Raw genomic sequence first — 16,931 nt, forward strand, 5'->3', positions numbered from 1 at the left:
ACTAAATCACAGCCGGACGGAATTTCAAACGTTTTATGCAGAGGCGCACCAGAACACAACGTCCGATAAGCGTACCTACAGCTACTGCGATCGCAGCTCCTGTAGCACCATAAAAAGGAGCTAAAATAAGAGCAAGCGCGACGACAACCCCAAGAGCGACGATCTGCCCTTTCAGGGCAGATCCTTCATGTCCAGACATAGATAGAAGCATTCCGACAGGTCCCATTGCAACATTGCCAAGATGTCCAAGAGCAAGAATTTGCAGGGGCCGAGTGGCTAAGTCCGCGTACTCTTGGCCAAAAGTGAATCCTAAGATTGGCGCAGCAAACACAATAAGCGGCACACCAACCAGGATGGACACAAAAAAAGTTAAACGTGCAAATTTTCGGCTGCGTAGAGCCAATGCTTGAATCTGCCCACTCTTAAACATTTGTGCGGCCTGAGGTGAGAGTATCATATTATTGATAAACAATGGAAAGCTAAGGAGTTGTGCGCCACTTATGGCCACTCTGAGAGCTCCTGCGCTGACTTCATCCCCATACGAACCTAAAACAAGAATGCCTATCTCGGCAGTAAATGTATTAGTGAAAGCAATTAGAGCAAAAGGTAAGACCGCAGACCTCCATGCCCTATCCTCGTAACGAGGGCTTGCACCTATGAGTTGGGAGGGAGCAAGACGCCGCAACATTATAAAACTAGCCACGAGGGCCAATAACGTCGCCACGATTTGGATGGCAAAAGCCCCACGAAGCGAAATCCCAGGCATAAGTAAAAGAGAGAGTGTCACAAACAAAAGTGCCAGCCCAGGGCGCAGTGCGATCTGGCCTACCTGTGAGGCTAATGCATGATGAAGCCCTTGTAAGACACCCGCCTGAATCGCAATCAATGACAGCACAGGAAACAGTAACAAGACTGTATAAATGCACTGTCGCTCCACAACTGATGAAGCATCCAAAATGAACGAGGAATAGGCTAGCCCAACCGACCAAACCAAGATTGTAAAACCAGCGAGAAAGTGATGAGCCCTTTTGCGAATGCCTGCCATAAGTTCAAATTCACCAGCCTGCATAGCCTGTGCAGTCTCACGCACAATAAGTGCGACAACACCCTGCCCTGCAGGGATGGCAAGAACAGTAGCCAGAGACAGGACAAAAGCGTAGCGCCCAAAATCTTGAGGACCTAGAGCGCGCGCAACAACAATAGACAGTAATACTGTAATAGGTAGAGCCCCGACTTTCAAAAGACTTAACCAGAAAGCAGCCTTAGCACTATTTGTTTTTAGAGAAAAAAGCAACAAATCCGCTCCCATTAATCTGGGGGTCGGATAGTTCCGCCCTTAAGTTAACTCTACCATTTCTGAGCACTACACAAAACGCAAGAGGCTTTATTGTGACGTTTAGAATCATGAAGTCCTTTGCTGACAGCATTACAATATCAGGCTATAAATAAATTGTCTTCGATCGAAGCACCAACGCGCAGTTGCGATAAACTATTCAGAAGCATGGCCGGTAAATTATGACAACAATCCAACCAATTTTTTTGCGACAAGGACTGGATCAGCTAACGGTACCTAGACCTCATGATCTACTAAGAGAAAAAAATGGCTTTAGTATATTATTGCCTGATACACTCTACACTCCTGCAAGAATGTGGTACAGGCGTTTTTCTTACATGACAGGGCGGAAAACATCCCCATTTTCACTCTACGCCTCAGAGGATGTAGCATTTATTCACATTCCGAAAAATGCGGGTACATTCATCAACGGCATCGTTTACCCTCAATTCGCACCCGAGGCATCAACAAGAATAAATGCACACCATTCGGCGCAATATCTAAACTTGTTAGACAGCCATACGTTCAAGAAAACAAAAAAATTTGCTATATTGCGCAACCCCATAACCCGCCTGCGTTCCGCCTTCGACTATCTGAAATTTAAAACACCTTTTGAAACCGATAAAGTGTTTGCGGAAACCGCCCTCGCAGATTTTGATAGCTTTGAGACATTTTGTGCAAACGTAAGCGACAGTACATTTAAAGAGCTAATCAAATGGCCGCATTTTCAACCGCAAATCAGTTTTATATGTGACATGCATGGGACACTTATCGTTGATGCTCTCACTGTGTCTGAACGTATGGATGAAGGCCTACACAGCATCGGCGAAACTTTAGGCAAAGATTGGTCAGGGATAGACATAAAGCCATCATCCATACAATCTGACCCAATCGTTGGGGACATCGTCGATCGATACTATTCTGCTGATCTAAACCTTTGGGCACTCGCGAACAATGCCCCGCGAGCAAGCTGCTGGGTGGAATGAAAACGAGAAAAAATAACATACTCGTTTTCGCTTTTAGTCCGAGACTTATCCCTTCGCACCTTGGCCGCGAGAATAAATATCCTCGTAGCGAATAATATCATCTTCACCGACGTAAGACCCAGTTTGAACTTCGATCAAAACCATAGGCACTTTGCCTGGGTTTTCCATGCGGTGAACACAGCCCAAAGGCAGGTAGACAGATTGGTTTTCTGTCACCAAGCGCACATCATCATCAATCGTCACACGCGCAGTGCCCTCGACCACGATCCAGTGCTCTGAGCGATGAAAATGGCTTTGCAAAGACAAAGCAGCTCCCGGATGCACATGAATACGTTTCACTTGGAAACGGCTGCCCACCACAAGGCTCTCGAACCAGCCCCAAGGGCGGTGATCTTTAGGGAACGTGGTTGCTTGTGCAGAGCCTTTGGCTTTTAGAGCCGCAACAGCTTTTTTGACGTCTTGGGCGCGCGACATGTCAGCCACCAAAACAGCGTCATTCATCGCAATCGCCATCACGTTTTTAAGGCCGATGCCGACAATTTCAAGGCTTTCACTGTCAGAGCGCAAAAGGCTATTTTCACATTCAATCGCCGTGGCGTCGCCTGAAGTGACCACCCCATCCGCGTCGGGGCCAAGCTCGCGCCAAACCGCGTCCCAACCGCCTAAATCAGACCAGCCGCCATCAAAGGGCACAACTGCCAAATTGGCCGCACGTTCCATCACAGCGTAGTCGATGGAAATATCTTCGGCTTGTGCCCAAGCGTCCGCGTCCAAGCGCAAGAAGCCCAGATCAACCTGCGCCGCATCAACGGCTGCAGTCACTGGCGCCGTCAGGCTTGAAGCGTGTTCACCAAAGGCCGCTATAATATCTTTGGCTTTGAACAGGAAAATCCCTGCGTTCCACATAAATGTGCCTACATCCACCATCTCGGCAGCGCGGGCGGCGTCTGGTTTTTCAACAAACTGTTTGAGATCAACTGCAGCGCCAGAGGCTTCGGGCTGCGTGGCCAATTCAAGATAACCATAGGCCGTTTCCGCATGGGTTGGCTTGATGCCAAAGGTCACAAGTTTACCTGTCACAACAGCTGCAAGGCCTTTTTCAATAGCCGCGTGAAAGGCTTTTGTATCGGGCACAACATGATCGGAGGGTGCGACAAGCATGATGGCTTCGGGATCAGCCTTTGCCAAATGCAAGGCTGCAGCCAAAATCGCAGGCGCCGTGTTGCGGCCTTCTGGTTCAATCAAAATGGCACCGGGGTCGATGCCAATTTCAGCGAGCTGTTCAGTTACGATGAACCGGAAATCAGATCCGGTTAAGACTGAAGGGGCCGTAAAGTTGAGCTCGGAGGACACACCGCTTAAACGTTTTGCCGATGCCTGAAATAAGGTCTGCTCACCGACGAGCGGAACAAATTGTTTAGGGTAGCTTTTGCGAGACAGTGGCCAGAGCCTTGTTCCAGATCCACCACATAAAATAACGGGCGTGATACGTGCTGAAGTCATGGTGGAATATATCCTGTCGTTAGGTCAACTTTATAGATTCATATATCAATAGAACTACTATGTGACACGGCTATTAATGAAAATAAAGCCGCCGCTTAAAATTTAGACATTTGCCTCCTGTAACACTGAAACGGCATATAAATAGTCCTTACCCTCAGCTGTGCTTAAAAAGTAATCTCAGCAGGGCCAAGCTTGGTAACGTTCCCCACATCTTATAGCACGCGCGCGATAGGCTGCCCGAGACAGCGAGGAAAGCCAGATAAAGCATGTTGCTAGGGCTGTTCTATTATTCGGTGTCAAATAACTTTGCATTTTGAATTTTTCATATCGATGTTAGAGACGGGTTAAATGAATTTCTCTGACGAAAGGCCTTCAATATGGCTCCTTCTTTTGGCACCAGCGGCCTGCGCGGCCTTGTTATTGATTTGACCGAAGAAGTCGTCGCAGATTACGTGCATGCTTTTTTGACAACCGTGCCTGAGTGCGACACACTTTTCATCGGCCAAGATTTGCGCCCCTCTTCGCCTGACATTGCCCAGATGATTGCCCGCACAGCTCTAGAGGCAGGCGTTGATGTCGTTGATTGCGGTGCGATTGGCACACCCGCGCTGGCTTTGGCCTCGATGAGCGCGGGTGCTGCCGCAATCATGGTGACTGGCAGTCATATCCCTGCAGACCGCAATGGTTTAAAATTCTACGTGCCACAGGGCGAAATTTCCAAAGAAGACGAACAAAAAATCACCGCAGCTTATGCTGCGCGGGCGCGTCGCACAGGGCCAGCAGGGATGCAGACACCGCGGCCCGAGGCAGAGACCGTCTATGTAAATCGCTACATCGATGCCTTTGGAGCGGCAGCCCTTTCAGGTCTGCGCATCGGCGTTTACCGCCATTCGTCTGTTGCACGGGACACGATGGAGGTCATCTTAACACAACTGGGGGCCACCGTGGTGCCTTTGGCGCATTCCGACACGTTTATTCCGGTTGATACAGAAGCCGTTGATGACACGACCCGCGCCAATCTGATCACATGGAGCCAAGAGCACGGCCTTGACGCTGTGGCTTCGACTGATGGCGACGCAGACCGACCGCTGCTCAGCGATGCAACTGGTAAAGTCATTCCAGGGGATGTGCTTGGCGTGTTGACCGCGCAAGTTTTGGGCGCAAAAACGGTGATCACTCCGGTGTCCTCCAATGACATGGTGCGCCGCTGTCCTGAATTTGAAACCGTGGTTTTGACCCGCATCGGCTCGCCTTTTGTGATTTCCGAGATGGAAAAAGCCAAAGCGCCCGCAGACGCCTGCGTGGGGTTTGAAGCCAATGGCGGATTTCTTTTGGGCTTTGATGCATACCTATCAGGCCCTCTGGCCGTCCTGCCGACCCGCGACTGCATGTTGCCCATCATAGCCCCTTTGTTTGCCGCCAAACAGCAAAACAAGACTCTAACCGACCTTGTGGCAGGCTTGCCTCAATGCTTTACGGCAGCAGATCGTTTGCAAGAGATTGATCGCGCCAAAGCTGGGGCTTTCTTGACGGAGTTGATTGACGACACCGAGAAACGTGAAGCCTTTTTCGCGCCCTACGGGGCCATCGCCAGCGTCGATCTGACGGATGGCTTGCGGGTCGATTTTGAAAGTGGCGATGTGGTGCATTTACGCCCCTCAGGCAATGCACCAGAGTTTCGCATCTATGCCCAATCCAGCTCAGAAGCACGCGCCAAAGACCTAACCGTCCAAGTGCGCAAAGGTGTTGCGGCGCGGCTATATTCTTAAGCAAGCATCCACCGATTTTGAGAAAAGGGCACGACATTTTGCAAATGTCACGTTAAGCCAATGGATATTCGGCTGTAATTATCCTAAACCATACTGCAATTAGACCCTAGTAATAAGTAGAGAATCTCGTGTCGCAAAACAATAATCCGTCGTACGGCAGTGCAACTGATGAAGACGTAATTGATTTAGGGGCTTTACTCGGCGTTTTGTGGCGCAAGAAGCTGTTGATTTTAACCTGTATGGTCGTGATGGGTGCGTTGGGGGCGTTTTATGCCATCAGTGTTGCTGTACCCAAATACCGTGCTACGACTGTTGTGCTTCTGGATGCTTCGGGTCAGCAGCTGTTAGACCTCAGTTCTGTCTTGCCAAGCCTCGGGACAGATTCCGAGGCAATCAACACGGAAGTTGAGATTCTCAAAAGCCGCCGCTTGCTAGAACGTGTTGTGAACGTGGCAGGCCTGACAGAAGATCCTGAGTTTAACACTGCGCTACGTCCATTGGACTTTAAGGGCAAGTTGACGACCGCCTTGACTGGTGCAAAACCTGAGCCCACAACACAAGAAAAACAGCACGCTTCGACCATCAATGCACTGTTAGAACGTATCTCTGTACGAAACATTCCCAACACTTATGTGCTACAAATTACGCTTGAAACCGAGGATGCACAAAAATCTGCAACCCTCGCGGACATAATGGCAGAGCAGTATATTCTATACCAAATGGATGTGAAATTCGAAGCCACCAAAGACGCATCGGAATGGCTGACATCCCGCGTGGCGGATCTTAAATTGGAATTGGAACAAGCCGAAGCGCGTGTATCAGCATTTTCGACCAATTCTGAAGCGGTCAGCATCGAAAGTGTGCAAGCGCTTGATCGTCAACTCAAAGAGTCGCGTGATCGGTTGCAAACAACCCGTGCGACCCTTGCAGAAGCTGAACGTCAACTGGCGACTTTAACGGCTTTAGAGACAGCATCAGATCAAGACAAAGCGGAACAAGCGGGCGATTCTCGACTGACGACGCTGTGGCGCCAAACGGGTTCAGGCCCTGAATTTGATGCGCAATTCGCGCAACTTCTGGCGCGGGCCCAATTGCAAGCACAACGCGTGGGCGCACAGGTACAGTCTTTGGCCGCGAGTATTGAAGAACGCGAGATCGAGATCGCCACGCAAAGCGATGAGATCATTCAGTTGCAGCAATTGTCACGCGAAGCCGAGGCCAGTCGACTGCTCTATGAATATTTCCTAGGCCGCCTCAAAGAAACCGCAGCTCAAGAGGGTATTCAGCAAGCGGACAGCCGCATTTTATCCAACGCGGTTTTGCCGAGCGGTCCGTCGGAGCCACGTAAATCATTGATCCTTGCGATGTCACTCATTCTGGGTGGAATACTTGGGTGTGGTGCAGCGTTTCTGTTGGAAATGCGCCAAAAAGGCTATCGCCAATCGAGCGATTTGGAATCAGACACAGGCCTGCGAGTGATGGGTCAAATCCCACTTTTGCCAAGTCGCAGCCGTCGCGACGGTCTGGACTATCTGGCAGACAAACCCACATCTGCTGCGGCTGAGGCCGTGCGCAACCTAAGGACATCGGTATTGCTGTCCGGTGTCGACAAAACGCCACAAGTGATCATGTCGACCTCGTCCTTACCCGGCGAAGGCAAAACCACGGTGTCTTTTGCTTTGGCGCAAAACTTGGTTGGCTTGGGCAAAAAAGTTCTTTTGGTTGAAGGCGACATTCGCCGTCTTGTGTTCAGTCAGTATCTTAACGTCACAGACGCCAAAGGCTTGATGAGCGTTTTGGCGGGAGATGTCGCGTTAAGCGAAGCTGTTATGCACGACAAAATTCTTGGTGCAGACATCCTTGTCAGCGAACCCAGCTCTGAGAATGCAGCCGACATTTTGTCATCGCGACGCTTCTTAGACTTCCTGAAAACCGCGCGCGAGGCCTATGACTTTGTGATCATCGACACACCGCCTGTGCTGGTTGTGCCTGACGCACGGGTTGTTGCCCAACACGTTGATGTCGTTTTGTTCACCGTCCATTGGGACAAAACATCAAAAACCCAAGTACGCGATTCATTGCGGATGTTTGAAACAGTTGGTGTCACAGTCAACGGGCTGGTGCTCAACCAAATCGACCCCAAAGGCATGAAACGCTATGGCTATGGCGATTCATATGGCGCCTATGGGTCTTACGGGACGAAATATTATACGAATTGATCGCGGATCTGAGACGGTTTTGTGCCGCTTGGTGCGGCGCGAAAGCCTCTATCGTGCAGGTTCGACTCTATAGAATGGTTTTAAGGATCGATCTTCGATATTAAGAACCGACAATCGACGGATTTTAAGACAAGGAATGTTTCCAGTGCGTACAGCTGTTGCTCTCATCATGGCACTTTCACTGTCCTCTTGTGGGACTGTATATCATAGCCAAAAGGTCGTTGCTGGCGCTACGGATGAGGCAAAAGTGCGTGTTGTGCCTGTCACCAGCCAAAGTGTGCTTGTGGCCAATCGGTCTTCTTATACGCCCCATGATTTACCAGCCGTGTTTCGCGCGACAGCCGGTATGGGTGGCGGTCTCAGAGGTGCCGGCGCTGTGCCTGAGCCGTCTTATACCGCGCAAACGCGTCCAAACGCCTTGGCAACACGCTTGCCCCCTGCGCGTCAGCCACAACCCTACATGATCGGTGTTGGCGATGTCGTTTTGCTTGCGACGCCTGCGGGATCTTCCGTTGAACAGCTGTCTGGACTGTTGGCCGCGCAAAACAGCCGCCAAGGCTATACCGTGCAAGACGATGGCAGCATCGCCATCCCCGATGTTGGCCGCGTATCCATTGCAGGTCTCACCTTGGAAGAAGCCGAAGCAACACTGTTCCAAAGCTTGGTCTCAGCCCAGATTGAACCGACCTTCAGCCTTGAAATCTCACAGTTCAACTCCAAAAAAGTCTCCATTGGGGGCGCAGTCCCCAACCCCGGAGTTGTCCCAATCACTCTGACTCCACTGTATCTTGACGAAGCGTTGGCTGGCGTCGGTGGCACAACGGCCGAGAACATGGATTACACCTCTGTGCGCCTTTATCGCGATGGATCGCTCTACCAAATTCCGCTGGAAAAACTCTACGCAAGCGACAGTCTGCAAAAAATCCCACTGTTCCCGAGCGATAGCATCTTCGTTGATGACACCTACCAGCTGGATCAAGCGTCGGCCTACTTCAGTCAACAAATTCAATTGGCCTCTTACCGCCAAAATGCACGCACAGCGGCCCTATCACAGCTTAATACAGAAGTATCCCTGCGCCGCGCGCAACTTGCCGAGGCCCGCGCAAATTACACCGCTCAGGTCCAGTTTGACGCTAGCGATCGTGACTATGTCTACCTCACAGGCGAAGTCAAAACCCAAGGCCGCTTTCCACTACCTCTTGGGCGTCAGGCCAGCTTGGCTGATGCGCTTTATGAAGGTGCTGCAGGTCTTGCGACCACAACCGCTGACCCGCGTCATATCTATGTCTTGCGTGGTTCTGAGGATCCGATGGAATTTGATGCCTTCACCGCATGGAAGCTCGATACCAGAAATGTCACAATGCTCACTTTGGCCACGCGTTTTGAGTTGCGGCCCAATGATATCGTGTTCGTTGCCGAACAGCCCGTCACCAGATGGAATCGCCTGATCAATCAAATCACCCCATCCATCCTCAATATTACTGCCTCAGCTGCCCAGTAACGGTGATGTTCAGCACGAATATTGGGCAATCTTGCGCCTAATCTTCGTGTTTTGGGCAACCTAGGCGCACAAAACAGGTTATTTTACCTATTTTGCCATATAATTAAAATGTGAACTGGGTTATAGTAACCTTAAATATGTCATCACGTTTCTTTCGTTAAAGAGACGCCAAACCAGAATAGCGAGTCAACCATGTCTAAATTTGCATTCCTTCTTCTTTCCGCCTTTGCAATGTTCGCAACAGCGGCAACAGCACAAGAAATAGCCGCCGTCTCACAAGAAGACGACTGCGAAGACGAAGCCAACAAAGATGATGAAGCCTGCATCATGCTGCCTGGCGCTGGCGATGTACAAAACTTTATCCCAGGCATCGTACCCCTCATCGGTGGCGGCGGCATTTTGGCTGCTGGCCTTTCGGGCAACAGCACAACGACTACAACTACAACTACAACTACAAACTAAACCCAACCGCAGCTGCGGTCTGAGCGTTTTGATATTTAAAAGGCACCATTTTGTGGTGCCTTTTTTTATGTTTGATCGACAACCTCTCACCACCACTTAATCGTTTCTTAGACTCTCTCTGTTTTACTCCAAAGCAAGCCGATGGGGGTCGGCGACATGGGGTGAGAACACCCCTTATTTATCACGTGGGGTGATTACATGTTTTTTAAACAATCAAAGCGTGCGCTTTTGGCGCGCGGACGAAATTCGTTTGTCTACGGTGTATCTATACTTGGCACAGCACTACTGCTGACGGCGTTTGCGCTGCCCGCATATGCCGCACGGCCAAAGTCAAAAGTCCCAGGGGCAACAATCGTTATCAACGGCGACCCAGGCGGCAGCGTCCGCGTCCGCGAACGCTACGGCGAAATCCAACAGATCAACAGATTGGGGCAGCGCATCGAAATCCGCCGTGGTTCCTGCATGTCCAGCTGCACAATGTTTTTGGGAGCCCGAAATGTCTGCGTGACACCGACAGCTGTCTTCGGGTTCCATGGCCCTTACCGGTTCGGATCAAAACTGCCCAAAGCCGAATTCGACCGCTGGTCAAACGTCATTTCAGCACATTACCCACCAGCCATCAAAACCTGGTACATGACAAGCGCCCGTTACAGTACACGAAAACCAACGAAACTCACAGGCGCTGAACTCATACGACTAGGCGTTCAAAGGTGCCGCTGAGGCATGAATAACACCTCATGAGGTCAGCACTGCTTTATTTGCGCTCTGATGTTGATATGACCTATAATAATGCGTGGCATTTTCATAAACACAAACCGCGCTCCGTTGAGCGCGGTTTGTGTTTGACCTCTGCTCGAAGGAAGGGTTTTCCCGATGTTTAAGCGTTTTTTTCGCCCGCGAAAGCCAAAAGAAACTGCACCTATTTTACGGTTTGAAGGTGGGGCGCCAAGTCCAGAAGAAAACCTTGCTATTGTGGGCGATATCCATGGGCAGCTGGGCTGCCTGAATGCGATGATCGACCAGTTAAACGACCAAGCGCCCGACGCCCGCTGGATCTTTGTTGGGGACTTGATAGACCGCGGCGAAGACAGCGCAGAGGTTTTAGAGCGCATACGCAGCTTACAGACCACGCGCCCAAACACAGTGGTTATTTTGGGCAACCACGAAGAAATGATGTTGTCATTTCTTCGTAATCCAGAAGAAGCAGGCAACAGATGGATGCGTCATGGCGGCTTGCAAACGCTGGCAAGCTATGGCGCTTTGCATTTAAGCCAAAACAACACGCCAAAAGCCTTAAGACAAGCGCATGAACATCTTTTGGCTGCTATGCCATCAGGGCTTGAGCAGTGGCTCAGCGACCGCCCTCGCGTGTTTCAAAGCGGCAATGTTGCTGTCGTCCACGCTGGCGCAGACCCTACGCTGCCCATAGAACATCAAAAGGACCAAGCCTTGACTTGGGGCCATGTGCGCTTTCAACAGCAGCCACGGCAAGACGGGCTTTGGGTTGTCCATGGGCATACCATCGTAGATATCCCACAAGAGAGTAACGGTGTGATTTCGGTGGATACCGGAGCATATGCCACAAGCCGCCTGACCGCTGCATTCCTGCACGACGGGGCCGTTGAATTTATTCAAACCCGTGGATAAAGGCTAAAACGCAGCTGAAGTGCATGGCGCTTATGCGATCCCCCATATGCCTGATCGGGTATTTCATGGATTTTATCGGGATCGACAACTGCTAAAATTTCACGCTTTTTGCTCTGCCTATGAAGTTTCATAAAGACACGAGAAAAGCGTGAAATTTGATGCAGTGATCGTCAGCGCTTTACACGGTACAATCTTTGGCGCCTGATGTGATCGACAGCGACGGCTGCGATAAGGATAACACCAACGATAATGGTGTTATACTGTGGCGGAATGGATGCCACGATGAGGGCATTGTCGATCTCAGACAGCAAAACCGCACCGACAGCGATACCTGTGATCGTGCCCAAGCCGCCTTGCAGACTGACACCGCCAATCAGAACAGCGGTAATCACCGTCAACGTCACCGCTGATCCGCCCGCTGCAACTTGCCCACTGCCCACACGGGCGGCATAAATAATGCCCGCAAAGGCGGCAGTCGCTCCGCCGAGGATGTAAATGATGCGTTCAACCCGTTCGACCTTAATACCATTGGCCTGCGCAGCCTCACGATTACCGCCCACTGCGCGGACTTCCACACCAAAGGGTGTGTGCTCAAGGACAAACCAGAAAGCCGCGCCAACCACTGCCGCATAAAGCACCACGTAGGGAATACCGAAAATCGCACCTTGCCCAAGAACCTGAAACGCGCGGGGCAGGGGCAGAATATCCTGCCCACCCGTCACCTGAATGGTAAGGCCCGTGAAAATGTAGAACGATCCAAGTGTTGCGATGATCGACGGAACATGCAGTTTTTGGATGATTTGGCTGTTCAGATAACCCGCAACGCCCCCGACAAACACGCCGACGACAATGGCAATGGGCCACGGAACGCCAGCCTGCAGCAACATGGTGGTTGTAATCGCCCCCAATGTGAACACGGCCCCAACCGAAAAGTCCAAGCCTCCGCCGATCATCAAAAGCGATGCACCACAGGCCATGACAAAGTAAATGACGGCCGCACGCCCGATGTCGGTCAGATTACCGATGTTCAGGAAATTCGGGTTAACAAAGGATGTCGCAATAGCAATTGCGACGATGACAATGATCAACGTCAATTCAGGCCGAAGAAACATTTCAAGCGTGAAACGCGTTTTTTTAGCGGCGGAATTCACAGACACGGGTTGGTCAGTCATGGGATCTCTTTTCAATCTGTGCGGCATCGATCGACCCCGTGATGAGGCCGACGACGAGGTCGTGACGCGCCTGATCTGCGGTCAGGGTTGCAACGGATTTCCCCAGTCGCATTACGGTTACTTTATCGGCAAGTTTGAAAACGAAATCCAAATCATGACTGATGCAGATCACGGTCTTCCCCTTGCGCCGTAGCTCTTGCAGGATTTCTCCCACATGTGCCGTTTCACGCACGCCAAGGGCTGCGGTGGGTTCATCCAGTAAGATGATCGGCAGATTCATCCGCACAGCGCGAGCGATGGCGACGATCTGGCGTTCCCCCCCTGACAGCAAACCGATTTGCGTGCGCACCGATCCGACCCTGACCTTGAGATCAGACAACACGGCCTCTGCCTCGCGCTCCATTGCCTTACGGTCCAACATAAAGCCACGCTTGGGGATCGCGCCCAGCGACATATTTGTTGCCACATCAAGGCATTCGACTAGCGCCAAATTTTGGTGAACCACAGCAATGCCCTGAGCCTTTGCGTCAGAGGCATCGGCGAAATGCACGGGCGTGCCGTTCAGTGATATCTCCCCTGCATCGGCAGTATGCATGCCGGCTAGAATTTTCAACGTTGTGGATTTGCCCGCACCGTTGTCGCCAACAACAAAGTGAATTTCACCCACCTGCGCGTCAAGATTGACGCAGCTGAGGGCAGTGACCTGTCCGAATGCCTTTTCGACATTGCGCAGCGACAGGGCAGGCACGCGGGTTTTCACCCGAGTGCCTGTGTGTTCTGTTACTGCCATCCGTCGTCCAAGTATTGCTGAAGGCCTTCGGCACCAAACATCTGGATGCCAACATCCAGTTGCGCGGGCACCTCTTCACCGTTGCCGATTTTGACCAGACCGTCGACGACCTGCGTCCCCGCACTGCACAGGTTTTGCATCATGATGCGGTGAACTGTTCCATCTTCTAGACCTTCTTGACCACCGCCAGCGGCGCCGTTTGCCAACATCACAACATCACCTATCAACCCGCGCGATGTAATCGCAGCGACAGTGCCTTGTGTTGCTGTGCCCATGTGAGATGCAATGACGTTGATTTCGGGGTGGGCCGTCAGCAAAGCATTTGCCTGATCCAACGCTTTGCTGGCATTGTCTTCAGTAAAGACAGTTGCCACGACCGTCACGTTATCAGCGGCCTCGGCCTCGGCCATAAATGCGTCTTGGTATTCTTTGGCAGACCCACTTGGGCCTTGCACCATCAGCCCGACATTTTGCTGGCCTTCACGTTCGATGAGCGTTTCGACCATAATCTTCCCGACAGTCGCAAAGTTTGCACCAACGTTGGTGTCAGATGCAGATGCGGTGAATCCGGAGCCATAAAGCGTGCCGACAAGAATATCTGCCCTTCCAGCCTGTTCAAGCAGTGGCACAAAACCATCTGATGCAGGGAAGGTGACGATCGCGTCGACCTTGTTGGAAATGCCTTGTTGAATCTGTTGCATCATCACATTGGCGTTCAACGTACCGTCTGTCGGACCTGTTTCGGTCAACGTCACACCAAGACGCGTAGCCTCTTCTGCCATACAATCACCGATAAGGCGCCATGCTGGAAACTGAGGCAACGGGTTGACGAAATAGATGCTTTCGACAGGGTCGGCCATCGCACTACTCATAGAGGTGGTGGCAAGCAGGGTCGCCCCCAACAATACGCGAACCGCCGAATTGGCAATAGTTCTTTTCTGGTTGTCCATATCTCTCTCCCTATGGAATGAGGCCTTCATGGCCCCTCTGGTCTTGGTCGTTTCAATTCTTGGAGGACGCGCGCCCGCGTTCCCCCTACACCTCCAAAAGTGTCGTTATGTGTTCTGCAATCGCGTGGCCAAGCTGGATGTGGGCATCCGCGCTCAGGTGAATTCCATCAAGCGGATCAGCTGACACAATCGTTGCAGCATCGATAAAACCTGTGCCGTACTGGTCGGCCAATTCGCGCAAACATGCGCCAAGCTGCTGCGATTTTTCGGCTGCACCCGCCATTGCGCTCGCGGCAAACCCAGTTTCAACAATGTGGGGCGGGGCGACGATCAGAATTTTAGGAGCTTGCCCTTTCACAGGTCCGCAAGGAGTCTGCTGGATCAGCTCGATCAGCTGGGCAAGATTCCATGCAACCACTTGTGCGCTGATGGCGTAATGCGCATGCAGATCGTTGGTGCCCAACATCAGAACCACGCAATCAAGCGGGCAATTGGATTCAAGATAAACATTCAGCGCTGTTAGGCCGCTGCGATTTCCGCCTGCGGTCCTATTGTCAAACAACGTTGTACGCCCCGGATGGCCAGCCTCGATAAGCTGCGCGCTGTCGCCAAGGACAGCCTGTGCAACACCAGGCCAGCGTTCATGCAGGGGAAAGCGCCTGACATCACGAATACCTTGCATGGGGCATGTGCCATGGGTGTTTGAATCGCCAAAACACAGAATAACAGGCGCGGATGTCATAGCATCCCCCCACATGTTCGACGTGCAGGCTCAAAAGCGAATGGCAACACGGCGTTAAAACGCCCGTTTAATCGCGACAATAGCATCAACAGTTTTCCCCACCCTAAATCCAGCCAAGCACACTGTGCGACTCTGGCTATAGAATGGATATTACATCATACGTATGATGTAAAGAGTGCGTGTTATGATCGCATTTCGAGGATACTCATGACTTGCGGGGCCAGTGCCTGCCCCAGCGCACGGTGACCAGCATCATCAAGGTGAATACCGTCTTTGACTGCACCAGCGACGAGATTGCAGTCAAAATGGAAGCACCCTGTGCGCTCAGCAACCTGATTTAGATAATCTGCATGGCCGATACAGCGCTCTGCGGCATCCCCCCAAAAGGCGACCTCAGCGCTTGCGTCGATAGACGGGGGCGTTACGATCAGGATTTCCGGACAATCATCCGACAGCACGTAATAGCCTTTGATAAGCTGGATCAGGGTCAAAATTCCGCGCGCGGATGTAAACGACGATACGTTAAAATGCGTTTTAAAATCGTTCGTCCCAAGCATGATGATCACCAAATCAAGGGGCGCGTGAGTCTCCAAGCAAGCCACCAGCAAACGAGACCCGTTTTTGTGTTCCCCCTCGATAGGGTCATCAAATACCGTCGTGCGCCCGCTGAGGCCCTCTTCGATTATTTTGATCGGGAACTTGGCATCTTCAACCATAACATTGGTCCAGCGCCGCTCTTTTGGCATACGCCTTGGCGTAGCATTGGGATGCTCAAATGGTTCGCAACCCCATGTATTTGAGTCTCCAAAACAAACAACTGTCTTTTCCATATACTCCGCTCCGATGCTGTGAATTGACCTCGTCTATTCGTATGATCTATAAGTCCAAAGAATAGCAAGCTCTAGCGACTATAAGGTTATAGAAATGACAATTTACAGGCGCCCGGACCCTATTCCGCGTCCGACACAAAAGAGTGTGTCGGCATCCAAGCTTGAGCCCATCAGGGAAAGCCGCACCGATCTGAGCACACTTGCCGCGCAACACATCTTTTCCGCGATTGTGTCAAAGAACTGGGCGCAAACAGGGCTTTTGCCGCGTGAGGATATTCTGGGTGAGGAGCTTAGCGTCAGCCGTACGGTTGTGCGTGAGGCCGTGAAGTCACTTTCTTCCAAGTCAATTGTAGAAACCAAACGTCGTCGTGGCACCGCAATTCTGAACCAATCTGATTGGAATTTTGTCGATCGCGAAATGATTGGCTGGATGAGCGCGTCAGAGAGTTTTCCTGATGTCGGCAGTCAATTGATTAATGCATTGGCCATGACCCAAAGCAGCCTTTTGGCACAGATCTCTGAGAGAGATCTGGACACGAGCGCCCTGCGCGAACAGGCGCGGATGATTGACGGCACACCGGTTGAGGCCGCGATCGCTGCCCTTGCGTTTCACCGCACCGCTGCACAAATCGTCATGAACGACTTTCTGTTATCTTTGACAACAAGCATGATTTACGGCTTGCATGCGCATCATATTGAATGGCTCGTTCAGATTGGCTTCGGAGCCAATCCCCAACAGTATACCGCGCTGTGCGATGCGATAGAGGCAAAGGACACGGATGCCATCAGGACGCTGAATACAGAGATTTTCAGCAACGCCCTGCCCACCGTCAAAGACCGCCGCGCACCCGCCGGCGTCAGCATGTAAACGGCTGCGCTAAACCGCTCACCAATACATCACGTTAAAGACCTAACCATGCGACTTATGCCGCGCGGCAGTGACGGTGCATCGTCTTTCAAACGACCTGCATTCTGTTGGGGGCAACGCTGTAATTGGCTGGTCAACGACATTATCACAATCGGAATA

15 protein-coding genes are annotated in these 16,931 nt (G+C 51.5%); 8 read left to right on the forward strand and 7 right to left on the reverse strand.

The window, feature by feature from the left end; genetic code table 11:
- Position 1: 1 nt before the first annotated feature.
- The gene (locus tag KO503_RS15105; RefSeq protein WP_215992387.1) at positions 2 to 1,297 is read right to left on the reverse strand and encodes an oligosaccharide flippase family protein; all 1,296 of its coding nucleotides are present in this window, start codon (positions 1,295 to 1,297) and stop codon (positions 2 to 4) included.
- Positions 1,298 to 1,515: 218 nt separating this feature from the next.
- Here KO503_RS15105 and KO503_RS15110 point away from each other — a divergent pair, with 218 nt between their 5' ends.
- Positions 1,516 to 2,319 carry a sulfotransferase family 2 domain-containing protein gene (locus KO503_RS15110; protein ID WP_215992388.1) on the forward strand — a complete coding sequence of 268 codons (804 nt, stop codon included), beginning with the start codon at positions 1,516 to 1,518 and terminating at the stop codon, positions 2,317 to 2,319.
- Between the two features lie 45 nt (positions 2,320 to 2,364).
- Here the strand turns inward: KO503_RS15110 and KO503_RS15115 are convergent, their stop codons facing one another.
- The gene (locus KO503_RS15115) at positions 2,365 to 3,822 is read right to left on the reverse strand and encodes a mannose-1-phosphate guanylyltransferase/mannose-6-phosphate isomerase (RefSeq protein ID WP_215992389.1); all 1,458 of its coding nucleotides are present in this window, start codon (positions 3,820 to 3,822) and stop codon (positions 2,365 to 2,367) included.
- 377 nt (positions 3,823 to 4,199) lie between these two features.
- On the opposite strand from KO503_RS15115, the gene KO503_RS15120 reads away from it, so the two are divergent.
- The 6 genes from KO503_RS15120 to KO503_RS15145 all read left to right on the forward strand — a co-directional run bounded on the left by KO503_RS15120 (position 4,200) and on the right by KO503_RS15145 (position 11,420).
- Complete coding sequence (locus KO503_RS15120) at positions 4,200 to 5,591, forward strand: phosphomannomutase (protein WP_215992390.1); 1,392 nt, start codon at positions 4,200 to 4,202, stop codon at positions 5,589 to 5,591.
- Between the two features lie 128 nt (positions 5,592 to 5,719).
- Positions 5,720 to 7,810 carry a GumC family protein gene (locus tag KO503_RS15125; protein WP_215992391.1) on the forward strand — a complete coding sequence of 697 codons (2,091 nt, stop codon included), beginning with the start codon at positions 5,720 to 5,722 and terminating at the stop codon, positions 7,808 to 7,810.
- A 136-nt stretch (positions 7,811 to 7,946) separates the two neighbouring features.
- Entirely contained in the window at positions 7,947 to 9,311 is a 1,365-nt protein-coding gene (locus KO503_RS15130) for a polysaccharide biosynthesis/export family protein (RefSeq protein ID WP_252731120.1), read from the forward strand.
- A gap of 192 nt (positions 9,312 to 9,503) precedes the next feature.
- A complete protein-coding gene (locus KO503_RS15135; protein ID WP_215992392.1) occupies positions 9,504 to 9,773 on the forward strand; it encodes a hypothetical protein in 270 nt (89 codons plus the stop codon).
- A gap of 198 nt (positions 9,774 to 9,971) precedes the next feature.
- Complete coding sequence (locus KO503_RS15140) at positions 9,972 to 10,493, forward strand: hypothetical protein (protein ID WP_215992393.1); 522 nt, start codon at positions 9,972 to 9,974, stop codon at positions 10,491 to 10,493.
- 153 nt (positions 10,494 to 10,646) lie between these two features.
- Complete coding sequence (locus KO503_RS15145; protein WP_215992394.1) at positions 10,647 to 11,420, forward strand: metallophosphoesterase family protein; 774 nt, start codon at positions 10,647 to 10,649, stop codon at positions 11,418 to 11,420.
- 170 nt (positions 11,421 to 11,590) lie between these two features.
- Here the strand turns inward: KO503_RS15145 and KO503_RS15150 are convergent, their stop codons facing one another.
- The 5 genes from KO503_RS15150 to KO503_RS15170 form a co-directional block, all read right to left on the reverse strand.
- Complete coding sequence (locus KO503_RS15150) at positions 11,591 to 12,592, reverse strand: ABC transporter permease (RefSeq protein WP_215992395.1); 1,002 nt, start codon at positions 12,590 to 12,592, stop codon at positions 11,591 to 11,593.
- Positions 12,585 to 13,382: an ATP-binding cassette domain-containing protein gene (locus tag KO503_RS15155; RefSeq protein WP_215992396.1), complete on the reverse strand. Its 798-nt coding sequence runs from the start codon at positions 13,380 to 13,382 to the stop codon at positions 12,585 to 12,587. The genes KO503_RS15150 and KO503_RS15155 overlap by 8 nt, the downstream gene beginning before the upstream one ends.
- Entirely contained in the window at positions 13,373 to 14,332 is a 960-nt protein-coding gene (locus KO503_RS15160; RefSeq protein ID WP_215992397.1) for a sugar ABC transporter substrate-binding protein, read from the reverse strand. Before KO503_RS15160 ends, KO503_RS15155 begins: the two co-directional genes overlap by 10 nt.
- Positions 14,333 to 14,417: 85 nt before the next feature.
- Complete coding sequence (locus tag KO503_RS15165; RefSeq protein WP_215992398.1) at positions 14,418 to 15,074, reverse strand: GDSL-type esterase/lipase family protein; 657 nt, start codon at positions 15,072 to 15,074, stop codon at positions 14,418 to 14,420.
- Between the two features lie 182 nt (positions 15,075 to 15,256).
- On the reverse strand, positions 15,257 to 15,904 hold the full coding sequence (locus KO503_RS15170) for a GDSL-type esterase/lipase family protein (RefSeq protein WP_215992399.1): 648 nt from the start codon (positions 15,902 to 15,904) through the stop codon (positions 15,257 to 15,259).
- Positions 15,905 to 15,998: 94 nt separating this feature from the next.
- On the opposite strand from KO503_RS15170, the gene KO503_RS15175 reads away from it, so the two are divergent.
- Positions 15,999 to 16,772 (forward strand): FadR/GntR family transcriptional regulator, encoded by a 774-nt coding sequence (locus KO503_RS15175; RefSeq protein WP_215992400.1) that lies wholly within the window; start codon positions 15,999 to 16,001, stop codon positions 16,770 to 16,772.
- The last annotated feature ends 159 nt before the right edge of the window (positions 16,773 to 16,931 follow it).

The sequence above is a fragment of the Pacificibacter marinus genome, assembly GCF_018860505.1.
Classification (GTDB): Bacteria; Pseudomonadota; Alphaproteobacteria; order Rhodobacterales; family Rhodobacteraceae; genus Celeribacter; species Celeribacter marinus_B.